The sequence below is a fragment of the Nonomuraea sp. NPDC049607 genome, assembly GCF_040675375.1.
GTDB lineage: Bacteria > Actinomycetota > Actinomycetes > Streptosporangiales > Streptosporangiaceae > Nonomuraea.
Genome location: NZ_JBFAOV010000021.1, coordinates 110,670 through 126,473 on the forward strand (window position 1 = coordinate 110,670; position 15,804 = coordinate 126,473).

18 protein-coding genes are annotated in these 15,804 nt (G+C 72.2%); 5 read left to right on the forward strand and 13 right to left on the reverse strand.

The window, feature by feature from the left end:
* The first annotated feature begins 1 nt into the window (after position 1).
* Entirely contained in the window at positions 2–1,231 is a 1,230-nt protein-coding gene (locus tag AB0J97_RS33345) for a hypothetical protein (protein WP_364096081.1), read from the forward strand.
* On the opposite strand, the gene AB0J97_RS33350 is transcribed toward AB0J97_RS33345, so the two are convergent.
* Positions 1,218–2,459 (reverse strand): hypothetical protein, encoded by a 1,242-nt coding sequence (locus tag AB0J97_RS33350; protein WP_357706207.1) that lies wholly within the window; start codon positions 2,457–2,459, stop codon positions 1,218–1,220. The genes AB0J97_RS33345 and AB0J97_RS33350 overlap by 14 nt on opposite strands.
* Before the next feature lie 213 nt (positions 2,460–2,672).
* Here AB0J97_RS33350 and AB0J97_RS33355 point away from each other — a divergent pair, with 213 nt between their 5' ends.
* Complete coding sequence (locus AB0J97_RS33355) at positions 2,673–3,227, forward strand: XRE family transcriptional regulator (RefSeq protein ID WP_357706206.1); 555 nt, start codon at positions 2,673–2,675, stop codon at positions 3,225–3,227.
* Here AB0J97_RS33355 and AB0J97_RS33360 read toward each other — a convergent pair.
* The 10 genes from AB0J97_RS33360 to AB0J97_RS33405 all read right to left on the reverse strand — a co-directional run bounded on the left by AB0J97_RS33360 (position 3,203) and on the right by AB0J97_RS33405 (position 9,179).
* Entirely contained in the window at positions 3,203–3,955 is a 753-nt protein-coding gene (locus tag AB0J97_RS33360; protein WP_357706205.1) for a methylated-DNA--[protein]-cysteine S-methyltransferase, read from the reverse strand. The two genes, AB0J97_RS33355 and AB0J97_RS33360, sit on opposite strands and share 25 nt — an antisense overlap.
* Positions 3,952–4,512 carry a sigma-70 family RNA polymerase sigma factor gene (locus tag AB0J97_RS33365; protein ID WP_364096086.1) on the reverse strand — a complete coding sequence of 187 codons (561 nt, stop codon included), beginning with the start codon at positions 4,510–4,512 and terminating at the stop codon, positions 3,952–3,954. Before AB0J97_RS33365 ends, AB0J97_RS33360 begins: the two co-directional genes overlap by 4 nt.
* A gap of 103 nt (positions 4,513–4,615) precedes the next feature.
* Entirely contained in the window at positions 4,616–4,918 is a 303-nt protein-coding gene (locus AB0J97_RS33370) for a DUF1416 domain-containing protein (protein ID WP_357706203.1), read from the reverse strand.
* Positions 4,918–5,757: a sulfurtransferase gene (locus tag AB0J97_RS33375; RefSeq protein ID WP_357706202.1), complete on the reverse strand. Its 840-nt coding sequence runs from the start codon at positions 5,755–5,757 to the stop codon at positions 4,918–4,920. The genes AB0J97_RS33370 and AB0J97_RS33375 overlap by 1 nt, the downstream gene beginning before the upstream one ends.
* Positions 5,754–6,167 (reverse strand): DUF4395 domain-containing protein, encoded by a 414-nt coding sequence (locus AB0J97_RS33380; protein ID WP_357706201.1) that lies wholly within the window; start codon positions 6,165–6,167, stop codon positions 5,754–5,756. Before AB0J97_RS33380 ends, AB0J97_RS33375 begins: the two co-directional genes overlap by 4 nt.
* A gap of 173 nt (positions 6,168–6,340) precedes the next feature.
* The gene (locus AB0J97_RS33385; RefSeq protein WP_357706200.1) at positions 6,341–6,799 is read right to left on the reverse strand and encodes a thioredoxin family protein; all 459 of its coding nucleotides are present in this window, start codon (positions 6,797–6,799) and stop codon (positions 6,341–6,343) included.
* A 28-nt stretch (positions 6,800–6,827) separates the two neighbouring features.
* Entirely contained in the window at positions 6,828–7,640 is an 813-nt protein-coding gene (locus tag AB0J97_RS33390) for a zf-HC2 domain-containing protein (protein WP_364096091.1), read from the reverse strand.
* On the reverse strand, positions 7,640–8,152 hold the full coding sequence (locus tag AB0J97_RS33395) for a sigma-70 family RNA polymerase sigma factor (protein WP_125643242.1): 513 nt from the start codon (positions 8,150–8,152) through the stop codon (positions 7,640–7,642). Before AB0J97_RS33395 ends, AB0J97_RS33390 begins: the two co-directional genes overlap by 1 nt.
* A 37-nt stretch (positions 8,153–8,189) precedes the next feature.
* On the reverse strand, positions 8,190–8,855 hold the full coding sequence (locus tag AB0J97_RS33400; RefSeq protein WP_357706197.1) for a DUF2993 domain-containing protein: 666 nt from the start codon (positions 8,853–8,855) through the stop codon (positions 8,190–8,192).
* A 72-nt stretch (positions 8,856–8,927) separates the two neighbouring features.
* Positions 8,928–9,179 carry a MoaD/ThiS family protein gene (locus AB0J97_RS33405; protein WP_357706196.1) on the reverse strand — a complete coding sequence of 84 codons (252 nt, stop codon included), beginning with the start codon at positions 9,177–9,179 and terminating at the stop codon, positions 8,928–8,930.
* A 176-nt stretch (positions 9,180–9,355) separates the two neighbouring features.
* Between AB0J97_RS33405 and AB0J97_RS33410 the strand changes: the two genes are divergently transcribed.
* From AB0J97_RS33410 to AB0J97_RS33420, 3 genes are all read left to right on the forward strand, one after another.
* Positions 9,356–10,048, forward strand: a complete 693-nt coding sequence (locus AB0J97_RS33410) for a response regulator transcription factor (protein ID WP_364096096.1) — start codon at positions 9,356–9,358, stop codon at positions 10,046–10,048.
* A gap of 100 nt (positions 10,049–10,148) precedes the next feature.
* Positions 10,149–13,595 (forward strand): tetratricopeptide repeat protein, encoded by a 3,447-nt coding sequence (locus tag AB0J97_RS33415; RefSeq protein WP_364096099.1) that lies wholly within the window; start codon positions 10,149–10,151, stop codon positions 13,593–13,595.
* Between the two features lie 101 nt (positions 13,596–13,696).
* Positions 13,697–14,065, forward strand: coding sequence for a hypothetical protein (locus AB0J97_RS33420; protein WP_357706193.1), 369 nt, complete (start codon positions 13,697–13,699; stop codon positions 14,063–14,065).
* A gap of 19 nt (positions 14,066–14,084) precedes the next feature.
* Here AB0J97_RS33420 and AB0J97_RS33425 read toward each other — a convergent pair whose 3' ends face one another.
* Both AB0J97_RS33425 and AB0J97_RS33430 read right to left on the reverse strand, forming a co-directional pair.
* Positions 14,085–14,519: an NUDIX hydrolase gene (locus AB0J97_RS33425; RefSeq protein ID WP_364096103.1), complete on the reverse strand. Its 435-nt coding sequence runs from the start codon at positions 14,517–14,519 to the stop codon at positions 14,085–14,087.
* Positions 14,520–14,559: 40 nt separating this feature from the next.
* Complete coding sequence (locus tag AB0J97_RS33430; protein ID WP_364096106.1) at positions 14,560–15,750, reverse strand: aromatic acid exporter family protein; 1,191 nt, start codon at positions 15,748–15,750, stop codon at positions 14,560–14,562.
* Between the last annotated feature and the right edge of the window lie 54 nt (positions 15,751–15,804).

A 15,804-nucleotide genomic window follows, 5' to 3' on the forward strand; every position in this document is an offset into this window, starting at 1 on the left:
TGTGAGCACGAACGAGCGCGACTGGTTCGCCCCCAGGAACGACCAGCAGGCCGAGGACCCTTCCCCTTCGGCCTTCCCGCCTCCCCCGCCGCCACCGGGCCCGGCGACGCCTCCGGGACCGCCTGCGGCTCCGGCGTCCCCGGCGTTCCCCGCGCCCGGGCAGGCGTCCGCGCCGGAGCCGCAGGCGCCCCTGCCGGCCAGGCCGCCCAGGCCCCGCCGCCGCCGTACGGCCTCGCCGTCCCCGAACCACCCCACGCCGCCCCCCGGGTACGGCATGCCCGGCGCGGGAGCGCCCGGTGGCCCCCGGATGCCCGAAGCACCGCAGAACCCCGCACAGGGGCCTTTCGGGCAGGGCGCGCCCGCGGCGGGTGCCGGGTTCGGGCAAGGGGCGTCAGGGGCCGGGTTCGGGGGGCAGCCGGCCGCCGGGCACGGGTTCGGGCAGCAGGGGCCGGAACGCGGCCGGTACGTGCACCCCGACCAGCAGGTCTGGCCGCCCGCCCCCCGGGAGTCCTCCGGAGGCCGCAGCACGCAGCCGTTGCCCGCCATTCGCCCCGGCATGACCATGCCGTCCCCGCAGCGGGCCCCCGGCACGGCCCCCGGCGCGGCTCCCGGCGCGGGCTCCGTGCCGCCGGAGCAGCCGCCGGCGCCGCAGGAGCCCCCGCAGCCCAGCCGCGGCCGGCTGGTCCTGGTCGCCGTGGGCGCCGTCGTGGCGTCCGTCGTCGCCATGGGCCTCACCACGTACGACGGTTACGTCTTCTACGACACGACCATCACCGACGGCATCACGGTCAGGGAGATCTCCGTCGCCCCCGGCCAGTCGGGCAAGCTCCACGACATCGAGTGGAAGGCCGCGCTGAGCACCGTCCCGGCCCCTCAGGGCAGCAAGCACGGCCCCGAGGTCACCTGGCTGAAGGTGGACATCACCCAGAAGCTGCTCGACGAGGGCAGCGCGACCATGACCGCCGCGCCGGGCAAGGTCAAGCTGGAGGACCGCGCCGGCCGGAGCTGGACGGTGGAGTTCGAGCCGGGCGATCGCCCGACGGACCGGCTGGAGCTGGGCAAGGAGTACAAGATCGAAGGCATGGCCATCGTCCCGACGCCGGTCGCGAACGAGGTCGAGCTCTCCTTCACGCCCAGCGACTACCGCTCCGACACCCCCACGGCGGACTTCTTCAAGCGCGAGAAGGCGGGCAAACCGGAAGCGGACGTGCTGCGGTTCAGACGTCGGTGAGCGGCTCGCCCTTGAGCCTGGCCCGCGTGGCGGCCAGGTCGTACGTGGCCGCCAGCAGCGCCATGGTGAGCACGGTGACGACCATCTCGCGCACGAACGTCACCGGCCCCTGCTTGTACGTCCAGGCCCACTCGGCCTGCGAGCCGACGAGCGTCACCACGGCGCGCTCGGCGTACTCGGCGCCCACGGTGAGGACGACGTAGCACAGGCACATCATGCCGAACAGCGGCGCGCCACCCTTGATGATCATCCGCAGGGAGTTGGCCAGCGGCAGCCAGCGGTCCCGGAAGCCGCCGGTGAGCTGGTCGAACGACCTCTTGGTGAGGTCGTGGCTGCCCTCCAGCCGGTCCACGCCCCGTTCGAGCCGGGTGCCCTTGAACAGGCTGCGGGTCTCGTCGGAGTAGGCGCCGAACACGAGCATCGCGATGGTCAGCCAGGCCAGCGGGACGGCGACGCCGTCGATGAAGTACGGCCAGAAGTCGCCCACCGCGTCCGTGACCGTCTTCCACAGCGGCACGCTCTTCTCCGCCTGCTCCACCAGGTCCTCGGTGCCGGCGACCACGCTGCGGTGCTCCACCCAGTCGGAGCGCAGCCCGGCGATGGCGACGGTGGCGTTCAGGCCGTAGAAGACGAAGGCGAACTCGGAGAAGGCGGCGCCGAAGCCGAACAGTTTGCCCTTGCCCTGCTCCACGAACTTGGCGAACAGCCACTTCAGGCCGAACAGCACGACCATCGCGCCCAGCGACACCCGCCAGTCGAGGTCGGTCAGCCCCTTGCCGACCTGGGTCTTCTCACCGAACCAGGCCGCCGACGTCATGTCGTAGAAGTGGTGGTTCAGGTCCATGCGCTGGAGGGCGCGCGCGTCCTCCACGTGCCAGCCCCATGAGAGGTAGAGCACCGCGAAGGCGGGGGCCACCCGGTCGAGCACCCTGAAGAAGCGCTCGTCCTCGACGCCCTCGCTCCTCCGGGCACGCATCTCCCACAGCGCGCCGCGCAGGGTGTAGAGCATGCCCGTGGTGACCGTCATCACCGCGAGGACGATCATGGTCAGGAACGTGACCGTGCCCACCAGCCGGACCTGCCGGAAGTCGCCGTAGGCGAGCTCGGTGGCGGCGTACAGCAAGGCGAAGCGCACGACCTGGCCCGCCGCGTACCAGAGGATCAGCGGCAGCGCGCATCTCCCCGCGAGGCGCAGCGCGTGCAGGGGCAGCGAGTACGGCGACGGCATCCGCTGAGCCGGCGCAGACCCAGGTCGGGGCGGCGCCATCACACCTGTCGATCCGGACATCTGCTGAATCGTAGCGGTCTGTCCCTTACGCCGCAGCCGCAACTCGCGGACACCCGGTGACCAGCGTGTTCGCGGACCATCCGTGCAGTGACAAATCCGGGAGCCGAAGGATCGGCGGTCCACATCGGACGAACCGTGCGGCACGATGGCGTCATGGACCCGCTGCCCGCGTTCGACCAGGACCCCGCCGTCGTCGGTGATCGGCTGCGACGGCTGCGACAGGCGCGCGGAGTCTCGCTGTCCGAGCTCGCCAAACGGGCGGGCATCGGCAAGGCCACGCTGTCCGGCGTCGAGACCGGCACCCGCAACCCCACGCTGGAGACGCTCTGGGCGATCACCGCGCAGCTCGGCGTGCCCATCGGAGCGATACTCGACTCCCCGCCCGAACCGCGGACCATGCGCGGCGCCGCCATCGAGGCCGACCTGCTGGAGGTCTTCGAGGACGACAGCGTCACCTACGAGCTCTACCGCGTCCGCGTGCCGCCGGGCATCACCCAGACCTCCCCCGCCCACCACAAGGGCGTCAGCGAGCACGTCACGGTCTTCAGCGGCACGCTCAGCGCCGGCCCGATCCACGAACCGCTCACGGCCGGGCCCGGCGACCACATCTCCTGGCTGGCCGACGTCCCCCACGGCTACCGCGCGCACGGCCCCGACGTCGTGCGCGCGACCCTTCTGATGCGTTACCCGGCCAAGCCTTCCACCTGAGCGGGCCGGCAGGTGCGGCACGGCCGGTAGCCGGCCGCCCTGGCCTGGGCCAGGCTGCGGAAGCCGTGGCGGTGGGCGGGGGTGATCCGGCGGGCGTTGTGGCAGGTCGGGAAGCACACCACGCCGGTGGTGTCGCTGGCCAGGTAGAACACCCGCTCCCCGGCCAGCGAGCGCACCCGGTCGAGATCGACGCCCTCGGCCAGCAGCAGCCGTTCCTTGGCCGCCGGGCCGAACACGTAGTCGCCGGTCACGCCGTCGGACCTGACGACCCGGTGGCAGGGCACGAGCAGCGGCACCGGGTTGGCGCCGAGCGCCGTCCCCACCGCCCGTACGGCCCGCGGCCGCCCGATCTGCGCGGCCACCCACGCGTACGGCCTGACCTCGCCCCTCGGGATCGTCCTGACCGCGTCGAGCACGTCGCGCTGGAAGCCGCTGACGCCGCGCAGGTCCAGCGGCAGCTTGCCCAGGCGGCCGGTGCGCAGCGCGGGCAGCAGCCCGGCGGGCGGCCGTTCGGCGGCCAGCAGCGGCCGGCCGAAGCGTTTCCTGAAGGAGGCGGCGAAGTCGTCGCCGGCGTGCACGTACGCCACGCCCTGGTCGGTGAAGGCCACGCGCAGCTCGCCGATCGGCGCGGGCACGCTCACCCAGCGGGCGGCGATCCGGTCGAGCAGCCCGTCGGGCGCGTCGGTGGCCAGCCCGGCCAGCCCGGCCAGTAGCGAATCGTTGTTCATCGGGCACCTCCCAGTTCACGGAGCCGCCGCAGCCCTCGCGACACGTGTGACTTGACCGTGCCCTGCGGAATCCTGAGCACGGTGGCGATCTCGCTGACCGGCAGGTCGACGACGTGCCGGAGCACCACCGCGGCCCGCTGCTCGTCGGGCAGCAGGCCGAGCAGCTCCGACAGCTCGTCGCCGGTCTCCTTGCGGACCGCCGCGTCCTCGACGTTCTGGGCGGGGTCGGGCTCGTCCACGGGTTCGTCACGCAGGTCGGGCGGCGGTTTGCGGGATTTGGCCCTGGCGCAGTTGCGCCAGATGTTCATGAGGATCGTCATCAGCCAGGCCCGCGGCTGCAACGCGGCCACGCGGTCGGGCCCGTAACCCGCCAGCGCCCGGTACGCCCGCAGGAACGCCTCGGCGGTGAGATCCTCGGCGTCGGCCCAGCGCCCGCTCAGCCGCAGCGCGGTCGAGAAGACCAGGCCGCGGTGGGCGGCGTACAGCTCGGCGAAGCCCTCGTCGAGGTCGTCGAGGAGCGCCTTGCGCACCGGGTCGAGGCAGTCGGTTCCACTCACAATCTCTCCAACACCGCCGCGCCGGTTTCGGTTGCGTCCGCCCGGAACGGGGACGGGGCCCGTGTCCGATGTGGACACGGGCCCCGCCTTGACGCTGTCGGGCTCAGACGGCGACCGCGAGCTGGGAGACCTCACCCAGCCTGGCCTCCACCTGAACGTCCCGGGTGACGCCGCCGCCCGCGATGATGCGGACGGTCCAGTCGCCGGGAGCGGCGAAGAAGCGGAAGACGCCGTCGTCGGAGACGACGACCTCACCGGTGAACTCGCCGGAGTGGTCGAGCAGCCGCGCGTAGGCGGTGGTGGCGCCCGTCACCACGCCCTGGATGACGGCCTGGTTGGACAGATCGATCCCGGCCGGCAGCGCGATGGTCTGCTCCGGCGCTCCGCAACCCTGTGCAGTGGTCATCAGCGGGCCTCTCCCAGCTCGATCGGCACGCCCACGAGCGAGCCGTACTCGGTCCACGAACCGTCGTAGTTCTTCACGTTGGCCTGGTCGAGGAGCTCGTGCAGCACGAACCAGGTGTGCGCCGAACGCTCGCCGATGCGGCAGTAGGCGATGGTGTCCTTGCCGAAGTCGACGCCGGCCTCGCCGTAGAGGGCGCGCAGCGCGTCGTCGGACTTGAAGGTGCCGTCGTCGTTGGCGGCCTTGGACCACGGGATGTTGCGGGCCGTGGGCACGTGGCCGCCGCGCTGGGCCTGCTCCTGCGGGAGGTGGGCCGGGGCGAGCAGCTTGCCGGTGAACTCGTCGGGCGAGCGCACGTCGACCAGGTTGAGCTTGCCGATCGCGGAGACCACGTCGTCGCGGAAGGCGCGGATCGCGGAGTCCTGCTCCTGGGCGACGTACTGGGTCTTGGCGCGCTCGGGCACGTCGCGGACCAGCTCGCGGGAGTCGAGCTCCCACTTCTTGCGCCCGCCGTCGAGCAGCTTGACGTCCTGGTGGCCGTAGAGCTTGAAGTACCAGTAGGCGTAGGACGCGAACCAGTTGTTGTTGCCGCCGTAGAGCACGACGGTGTCATCGTTGGAAATGCCGCGGTCCGACAGCAGGGCCTCGAAACCGGTCTTGTCCACGAAGTCGCGGCGGACCGGGTCCTGCAGGTCCTGCCGCCAGTCGACCTTCACGGCGCCACGGATGTGGCCCTTGTCATAGGCGCTGACGTCTTCGTCGACCTCGACGAGTACGACGCCAGGGGTGTCGAGGTTGGCCTCGACCCAGTCGGCGTCCACCAGGGCGGCGGAGCGGCTCATTCGGAAACCTCCATGTTGGCGGCGGGCAGTAGACGGCGGGTGAGCAGGTACGTTTCGCAGCCGAGGCAGAATCCGAAGGCTGCGTTGAGGAAGGCGGCGAGGAGAGCCGCGGCCGTGGCCCCGAGGGCCAGCGATGTGATCCCGGCGGCGAACCCGGCCAGCCCCACGACCGCGAAGAGCAGCCCGACCCCCTGCGCGAACCGCGGCGGGCGAGCGTCCTCCGTCTCCTTCGGGGCGCTTTTGACGAGCGCCTTGAAGAGCATCGTGTACGGCGAGAGCCGCGCGACTCCGAGTGCGAAGACCACCGCCTGGGCGGCAAGCAGCCACGCGCTGCCCGTCACGAGGACGAGAGCGAGGACCAGGGTGGTGATGGCCGCGGCGAAGCGCAGGGCTCTGGGATCAGCACGCATCACAGGATGCTCCTGAAGGGGGCGATGGGGCGGACCAGATGTCCGCGGTGACCGTCCTCAGGCAGCGCGACAGAGCGCGGTGGCGACGCGGCAGAAATCAACTGCGCGCCGCTTCGTGAGCAGCTCTGTCGACGGGTTCATGGCGTCGACACTACTCGTCGTCTCGCCATCTGTCACATCTCGTCCGAGTTCTGAGACAGTTCGTGAGACGGCGATGACTCCCCGGAGGGGATCGCGGCCCCCAGCGCGGCCAGCACGTCGGCCTTCCGCGGCAGGCCAGACGCCTTCTTGACGACGTTCCCTGACGGATCCAGCACAAGCACTGTGGGCGTGCGCATGATGTCGAGCCGGCGCACCAGGTCGAGCCGGGACTCGGCGTCGATCTCGACGTGCGCCACCCCGGGCACGAGCGCGCTCACGTCGGCCAGCACCCGCCTGGTCGCCCGGCAGGGCTGGCAGAACGCGGTCGAGAACTGCACCAGCGTGGCCCGCTCGCCCATGGCGGCGCCCAGCATGTCCGCGGTCAGCCGTTCTCCGGCCGCCGCGCGCACCCGTCCGTCGCGGCGCAGACGTACCACCCCGATCACCGTACCGAGCGCCAGCGTCGCCAGCGCGATCCACAGGCCCGTCACCTCAGGCTGCAACCATGACGGCCCGCGATTACTTCCGCGCCGGGCCGGCGACCTCGACCAGGACGCGTCCTGCCTGGTCGACGACCTCGAAGCGGGTGATGTTCCGCATGAGGACCGGCGTCTCCATCTGGAAGACGGTCTCCTTGCGATAGCTCTCGCGGCTGACGGTCCAGCTCCCGGCGATCTCGCGCCGCCCTCCGTCGTCGTAGACGGCCAGGCTGCACTCGGTGCCGACCGGCACGTTCCGCACGGTCACCAGCAGCTCGGTGGTCCCGCCGCCGGGCAGGGCGTAGACCGTGGCGTAGGAGTCCTTGGCCGGGTTCTCGCCCTTGAACGCCCGGCCGTCGGCGGTTCTCCCCGTTTTCGTGGGCATCGTGCTCGGTGACGGGACGGCCTTCTTGAGCCGGGTGTCGGGGGCGGCGTCACTGGCGACGTAGGACTCGCTCTTCAGCGAGTCGTCGGCCGCCGAGGATCCGGGGGCGGCCGCGGGCGCGGCGACCGACTGCTGCGCGGTGTCCTGGCGGGTGACGGTCCAGACCGTGCCGCCGACGGCGATCACCGCGACGGAGGCGGCCACGGCCAGCACGAGCCGGCCGCGCCGGTACCGCCGGGCGCGGGCGTTGAGCAGCCGGTCGAGCACCTGGCGCGGCGGGCTGGCCACCAGCTCGACGTCGCGCTCGGACACCTTGCCGAGGAAGGCGGCGACGCCTTCGAGTTCGAGCAGCTCGGCGCCGCAGGTCTCGCAGGTGGCCAGGTGGTTGTCGATCTCCAGCGCCTCGTCGGGTTCTAGCGCGCCCAAGGCGTGCGCGCCCATCGCGATGCGCACTTCTTCACAGGTCATCACGGCGCCAGCCCCCGCTCCTCAAGTGCCAGCTTGAGCGCGCGCAGCGCGTAGTAGGTGCGCGACTTGACCGTGCCCGGCGGAATGCCCAGCGTCGCCGACGCCTCCTTCACCGATCGCCCCCGGTAGTAGACCTCCAGCAGCACCTCGCGGTGCTCGGGCCGCAGCGCGGCCAGCGCCTCGGCCACGGCCCACGACTCGACCGCCCGTTCCAGCTCGTCGTCGGCCGGCAGGACCGCGAGCGCCTCGTCGCCGGTCTCCTGCGGCCTGGCCTTCTTGGCGCGGTGCTGGTCGACCACGAGGTTACGCGCCACCGTGAACAACCACGCCCGGATGGGACGGCCGGAGAGGGCGTCGGGGTGCCGCCAGGCCCGCAGCAGCGTCTCCTGCACCACGTCCTCCGCACGTCCGGAATCACCCGTGAGTCGCAGCACGTACCCGTAGAGTGGCCCGGCGTGCTCGTCGAAGAGGGTGCGTACGAGCTCCTCGTCCGCGGTGCCTGCTGCGCTCACGCCCTCATCACGTACGGGGGGCCGCAGCGGTTCAGGCTCATCCACGGATGGGCACGTCAGACGCTTCGGCCGAGAACTCCAATCCGTCGGCCACGCTCTTGACCCCTGTGACCTTCACGTCGAAGGGCAGCCCGCCCTTGAACGGGATCGTGTAGGTCACGAAGTGGGCGAGCTGGTCGGGCAGGCCCTGGATCTTCTCCGCCTGGAGCCGGATGCCGCCGTCGGCCACGTCGACCCGCATCTCCGCGTTGAACCGCATCTTCTGCGCCCCCACCGTCACCTCTCCCGACGCCACGAGCCGCCTCCCGTTGCCGCTGATCTTGATGCCCCGGGGCGCGTACTTGTCGATCGTGGCCCGGGTGAGCGTGCCGCTCACGGTGACGCGCCCGGCCCGGACGTCGGCTCGGTTCTGCAGCACGTCGGACAGGGGGGCGGTCACGTCGTAGGCGGCGCCGCGCAGGTTCTGCACCGGCACGCCTCCGTAGGTGAGGGTGCCGAGATCGAACCGTACCTCGGGATAGTGCCCCGAGACGGCCTGAGTGAGAAACGGGATGCCCTCGATGCTCACCTTCGGGGTGTCACCGAGGTCGGAGGCGGCGGCGATGCGGTTGGCGAGGTCGCGCTCCACACCGGCCACGGCGACGCGGTCGACGACGACGAGGAGGACGGCCAGCACGAGCAGAAACATGATCAGCTTGCGCATGGGGCTCCCTGTCGTCGGCGGGGGTTCGAGCCTATCGACCCGGCGGTTCTCCTTCCCCGCCGGAGCCGCGGATCACCCGCCGGCGAAGGGCGGCAGCACCTCGACTGTGACGCCCTCGCCGAGCACGACCGTGTCGTGGGCGCGCCTGCCCACGGGAGCGCCGTCGACGAGGAAGGACGAGCGGCCGACCACCCGGGCGAGCTCGGCCCGGTTTTCTGTGATTTTCGTCATCAGTTCTTCAAGAGTTGTCGCGTCGAACGACTCTTCCGCGACTCCGGCGGCCTCCTTGGCCGCCGCCCAATAACGTACTTTTCCAGTGGCCATGCGCTGCCTCACAATCGACTCGGCTCTATTGTGCGCCGTTCTTAACACGCGTGTTTCAAAGGATCCGCTGTTCACCTGGTGGACGCGCAATGGACGCGACCAGGCCGTGGGATATCCTCGCGTACAGGACCTGGGCGACGTCGCCCCCGGGTCCTTGCGTGTTTGAGGAGGCTGTAATGAGCAACCTGCTGATGCTGACCAACGCCCTCGAGCCGTCCTCCGAGGTGCTGCCGGCGCTCGGGTTGCTGCTCCACTCCGTCCGGGTCTCGCCGGCCGAGGTGTCGGCGCTCATCGACACGCCGCCCGCCGACGCCGTCGTCGTCGACGCGCGCAAGGAGCTCGTCCAGGCGAAGAGTCTGTGCCGGTTGATCCGCACCACGGGCATCGACTGCCCGCTGCTGGTGGTGGTGACCGAGGGGGGTCTGGCCGCCATGACCGCCGAGTGGGGGGTCGACGACGTGCTGCTCGAATCGGCGGGCCCCGCCGAGGTGGAGGCGCGGCTGCGGATGGCGACCGGGCGCAGGTCGCAGGTGGCCGCCGAGGACGTCCCCGACGAGATCCGCAGCGGCGACCTGTCGATCGACGAGGCCACCTACACCGCGCGGCTGCGCGGGAACGTGCTCGACCTGACGTTCAAGGAGTTCGAGCTGCTGAAGTACCTCGCCCAGCATCCCGGCCGGGTCTTCACCCGCGCCCAGCTGCTGCAGGAGGTCTGGGGCTACGACTACTTCGGCGGCACCAGGACGGTCGACGTGCACGTCCGGCGGCTGCGCGCCAAGCTCGGCACCGAGAACGAGTCGCTGATCGGGACCGTGCGCAATGTCGGCTACCGGTTCGTGCCCGACCGGAGCGATTCCGCGCACGTGTGATCCGTTGACCCGTGTTCGCCCGATGTGACACTTTGTCGTTGGGACTGTTTCCAACCTGTCAGGTCGAGGACACCGCCGTCCCCAGATTGGTGGTGGCGGCGTGGGTCTGTTCAGGTCACTCGTGGACGAGGGCGCGAGCCCCCGCCTCTTCCGCCGCGGCGAGCTGATCTGCTCGCCGGTCCGGCCGGTCAGCCGCGTCCACCTGATCGACCACGGGTATGCCCGCGAGCACGTCCCCGGCGGTGACCGGGAGGTCGTGCACGACCTGCGCGGCCCCGGCGACCTCGTGGGCGAGCTGGCCTTCTGGAGCCCTGGGGAACGCGTCAAGGTGGACGCCCTGACCGAGGTCCGGGCCTGGCCGATCGACCTGCGGCGGTTACGGGAGCACGCCTCGGCGGGCCCGGCCGTGGCGACGGCGCTCGTCCAGGAGCTGTTCGCCAGGAACCTGGCGGCCCGCAGGCACGAGGCGCTGGCCCGCGCGCCGGTCGCGGCCCGGCTGGCGGTGTGGCTGCTGCACCTGGAGGAGCGGTACGGGCTGGCCTCCGCCGCGGCACCGCCGCTGTCCATGGAGACGCTGGCCGACCTCGTGGGCAGCGCGCCGGACGTCGTGCAGCGGCAGCTCGCGCAATGGGTCAGGCGCGGCTGGCTGGTGCGGCCGGCGTACCGGAGGCTGCGGATCGCCGACCCGGTGGCGCTGCGCGAGGCTGCGGGGGCCTGGGAGCACCTGGCGGAGCCGTGGCGCGGCCGGGTGACGCCGTTCCTCACGCGGCCGGGCGCGCAGGCCGGGCCGCTGCCGGTCGGCGAGCTGCCCAAGCCGCGCCAGCTTCCCTCCGACGTGTCCGACTTCACCGGACGGCAGCAGAGCCTCGACCTGCTCACCGCCTGGCTGGACCGGCCACGCCGGACGAACACCATGGTCGTGCAGGGCCTGACCGGCGTGGGCAAGACCGCGCTGGTGACGCACTGGGGCCACCTGCACGCCGACCGGTTCCCCGACGGGCAGATCATGATCGACCTGCGCGGCCAGTCGCCGACCCAGCCGCCGATGAGCTCGGCCGAGGCGCTCGGGCAGATCCTGCGCTCGCTGGGCGTGGGCGAGCACATGCCGGCCGCCGACGAGGCCGAGCTGATGCTGCTGTACCGCAGCAGGATCGCCGGGCGCAGGCTGCTGCTCATCCTGGACAACGCGGCCGACCCGGCCCAGGTGCGGGCGCTGCTGCCGGGCGGCAAGGACTGCGTGGTGCTGGTGACCAGCCGGACGCGGATGGCGCCGCTGCGGGCCACCGGGCACGCCGACCTCATGGACCTGTCGGTGCTCGACCCGGGCAACGCGGTGGCGCTGCTGGTGTCGGTGCTCGGCGCGGGCTCGCCGCGGGCCGCCGACCGGGACGCGCTGGCCGAGCTGGCCCGGGTGTGCTCGTACCATCCGTACGCATTGCGGATCTCGGCGGCCAAGCTGGCCGAGGATCCGGGGCTGAGCGTGCGGTCGCGGGCGGCGGAGCTGCGTACGCCGGACCGGCCGCTGGCCGGGGACCCGGAGGAGGCGTTCAGGTCGGCCCTGGACCTGGCGTACGAGTCGCTGAGCCACGCGCAGCGGCGGGCCTTCCGGCACGTCGGGCTGCTTCCCGGGCGGGACTTCGCGCCGGAGGTGCTGGCGGCGGCGCTGGGCGTGCCGGTGGGCGAGGCGGTGGCGGCGGTGGAGGGGCTGCACCGGGCGTACCTGGTCGAGCCGCTGCCCGGGTCGCGGTACCGGGTGCACGACCTGGTCAAGTGGCAGGCCAGGGAGCTGGGCCGGCACGCCGAGGCCGGGGTGCGCGAGGCCAGGGTGCGGCTGCTCGACCACTACCTGGCGGTCGCGACCGATCCGGAAACGCCGCGCGAGTGGTTCGAGGCCGAACGGCGTTCGCTGGTCTCGGCGGTGCGGCTGGCCGAGGAGAGCGGCGCGTACGGGATGGCCTGGCAACTGGCTGAGGCGGTGTTCGAGCCGTTCAGGAGGCTGCGGTACTACGAGAACAACCTGGAGGTCCAGCAGGCCGGGCTGACCTCGGCCATCCAGGTGGGCAACCGGCGGGCCGTCGCGCTCATGCGCAGCCACCTCGGCTCGATCCACCGCGACATCGGGCCCTCCACGCTGGCGGCCAGGTTCATCGGCGAGGCACTGGCCGACTTCACCTCGCTCGGCGACCGCGAGGGGCTGGCCCGCGCGCTCAACGACCTGGCCGAGGTGCACGGCATCGCGGGCAACAGGGACGAGGCCCTGCGCCGCGCGGGCGAGGCGCTGGAGGCGTACCGGGAGATCGGCGACCTGGCCGGCGTGGCCGAGTGCCTGCACACGCTCGCCCTGCTGCACCTGTCGCAGGAACGGCACGACCTGGCCCTCCGGTACGCCGGCCAGGCGCTGCGCGTACGGGTGGAGCTGGGCGACCGCAGGGGCACCGCGCAGAGCCTGATCGTCTCGGCCCGGGTGCGGCAGAGCCTGGGCGAGCCGGACGCGGCGCTGTCGGAGGGCCTGGAGGCGCTGTCGATCTGCCACGAGCTGGGCGACGAGCACGCCGAGTCCGAGACGCTGCTCTGCCTGGCCGAGATCTACGACCGGCTCCGATTGCAGCAGGACGCCCGGCGCGACGCCGAACGCGCCCTGGCCGGGTACACGGCCACCGGCGACCAGCACGGGTGCGGGCGCGCCCTGGGCGCCCTGGGCCGGATCGCGCGCAACGGCTCGCGCTACGACGAGGCGCTGGCCTGCTACGAGCAGGCGCTCGCGGTGCAGGTCGAGCTCCACCACGAGCAGGGCAAGGCCGAGACGCTGGGCGACATCGGGCTGGTGCACTGGCGGCTGTCGGACTACCTGCGCGCCGACGACTACCTGAACCAGGCGCTCGGCATCAGCCGGGTGATCCGCGACGAGCCCGTCGAGGCCCGCATGCTCAACCGGCTGGCCCGGGTACGACGCCGCCAGGGCCTCCCCCAGGTGGCCTTCGTGTACGCGCTGGAGGCGCTGGACCTGGTGCAGGGGCTGGGCAACCGGCGGGCGGAGGCGGACGTCCAGGAGACGCTGGCGTACACGTACCTGTCGCTGGGGTGGCACGAGCAGGCGCTGTGGGCGGCACGGGCCTCGCTGGCGCTCCGGGAGGAGACGGGCGACGACAGGGCCAGCGCGCTGCTGTCGATCGCGCAGGCGCTGCACACGGGTGGCGAGCCCGCGGCGGCCCTGAAGTACGCTAGGGAGACCGTCGAGCTGCAGAAGGAGAGGGGCACCAGGGACCGGTGGGCGTCGGCGCTGACGACGCTGGCCATGGTGCTGCTCGACCTGGACCGGGCCGAGGAGGCGCTGGCCCACGCCGAGCAGGCCAGGGACGTGCACCTGGAGTGCGGGACGCGGCGCGACCTGGGCTGCGCGCTGCGGGCGCTCGGCCTGATCACCGCCAGGCTCGGGGACCGCGCGGCGGCGGTGGCCCACCTGGCCGAGGCGGTGCGCACGCTGGAGGAGGTGGGGGACGTCTTCGAGAGCCGGCGGGCGGCGCTGGAGCTGCGGGAGCTCTCCTGAAACACCGCTAAAAGTCGGGAAATCTCGGAAGTGAGGTCGCAGATCTGCTCCGGACCTTCTCGTTAGCTGGTGCCACCAGCGACGACACGGAGGTGATCCGGATGCTCAAGAACCATGTGCGTCGAGACCTGCAGTCACTCAAGCGACAGGCGCGCAGGGACCGGCGGGTGACGCTCGGCCTGCTGGCCGGGATGCTGGCCGCCTGGACCCGCCAGCTCTCCCCCGGTGACCCGCCGCCGGGGCCGGGGGTGCTGCTCGCCCTCTCGGTCGGGCTGATCACCGCGTCGGGGGCGGCCTGGCTGATGGCGGCGTACTTCGCGGTGCGGGCGGTCAAGCCGCGGTCCGAACCGGTGGAGGTGCTGGTCTGGGTGGCTCGGGTGGGCAGGAGCAAGGAGTGGGCGTTCTGCTCGCTGGCCGCGTACGTGGCCTGGCACCTGCTCCAGTTCGTCACCGCGCTGCTCCTGGCCTGAGCGGGGGCGCGGCGGGCCGTCACCTGCGCGGTGGCGTCCCGCCGTCTTCGCGCCACGCCCTGACGGCCGCCCGGATCAGCGGCGCGTAACCGGCTTCGAGGTCGCCGGGCAGCCGGTCCACGGGGAAGAAGCGCAGGTCGCTGTGCTCCTCGCTGACACGCGGCTCGACCGGCCCGGCGGGGGTGGCGAGCAGGGCGACGACCAGGACCTTGCCGCCGGCGATGTGGAAGATCTCCGCGCCGACGACCCCACCGACCTCGACGTCGAGGCCGCTCTCCTCCAGGACCTCGCGGCGGACGACCTCCGCGAGGGTGTCGTCGGCCCGGTCGGGCCAGCCGCCGGGGAGCTCCCAGGCGTTCCTGGGGTTCCTGCAGAGCAGGACGCCTTCGTCGGTCAGGACCACGCCCTTGATCGAGGCGTGCATGAAGTACCAGCCGGTCTCCGCGTCGATCACCAGGGGATCATGACACGGTTCACGGACCCTTGCGCGGGGGTCAGGGGAAGGCGGATCGGTGGGGGCCGGTGTCGGGGTCGAACTCGTGGCGGATTCTGGCGCAGTCGTCGAGCAGGGCGCCGTACAGGGGCCAGAGGGGGCCCTTGGGGCGGGAGTCGGCCAGCTCGGCGGTCAGGTGGCGCTGCTGGTGCTCGCCCTCGCGCAGGGCCGCGCACAGGTCCGCCATGTCCCTGGACGCGGCCTTGCCCACCTGGATCAGCCCGAAGTTCCGGAAGATGCGCGACAGCGCGCGCAGCTCGTCGGCCAGAGGTTCGGGCAGGTCGGCGGCCTTCTCACCGGGCAGGCCGCGGGCGCCGGCGATCAGGTCCACCAGCCCGCGGGCGATGCTCCTGAGCTGGTGCCCGGCGTGGTCGAGGCAGGTCGCCGCCTCGGCCGACTGGCGCAGGCGGCGGTCGTAGCGGCGCCTGCGGCGGAAGGTCAGGCGCAGGGACTCGGCCGCCTGGTCGGCGGTGTCCTTGGTGTTCTCCAGGCGCTGGGACAGCTCGCGAGAGCGGTCCAGCCAGTCGCGGGCCATGTCCTCGGTCCAGTGACCGCTCAGCCCGTCGGCCATGTCCTGGGTCAGGTCGGCCAGCTCGGCCGACATGTCGCACAACTCCCTGGCCGCGTGCTCGACGAAGCGCGGCGGCAGGATGAGCAGGTTCGCCGCGATGCCGATGGCCGCGCCGAGCAGGACGTCGGCCAGGCGCGCGAAGCCGTACAGGCGGCCGAGGGAGAGCACCAGCAGGGCGGTGATCGGAATCTGGACGTTCTGGGTCGGCAGGTTGAGCAGGCGGGTCAGCACGAGCCCGGCCGCGACCAGCACGCCCAGCGTCAGCGCGTTGACGCCCATCAGCCAGATCAGCCCCGTCGCCGCCGCCACCCCGACCACGACCGCCCCGACCTGCTGGAGCCCGCGTACGACCGTGCTGTAGGCGGTCGCCGAGACCGTGAGCAGCACCCCGATCGGCACCAGCACGGGCAGCGGCACCTTCAGCGCGAACGTGGCGAGCCACCACCCGAACACGCAGGCCAGCGTCACCTTGACCGTCTGGGCGAACGCCTCCCGCTCGGCCACCAGCCACTCGCGGAACCCCTGGGCGCGCAGACGTGCCAGCCCGGCCGCCGCGCCCGAGACGATCCGCCCGAGCGGCGCGCCGGCGCTCTGCTGCTCGCGCCCCGGCTCTTTGCTCATACTCCCAGGTCAATGCCCATTCCGGCGGTGGATAGAGGTCGCCGTGCCTGGGTA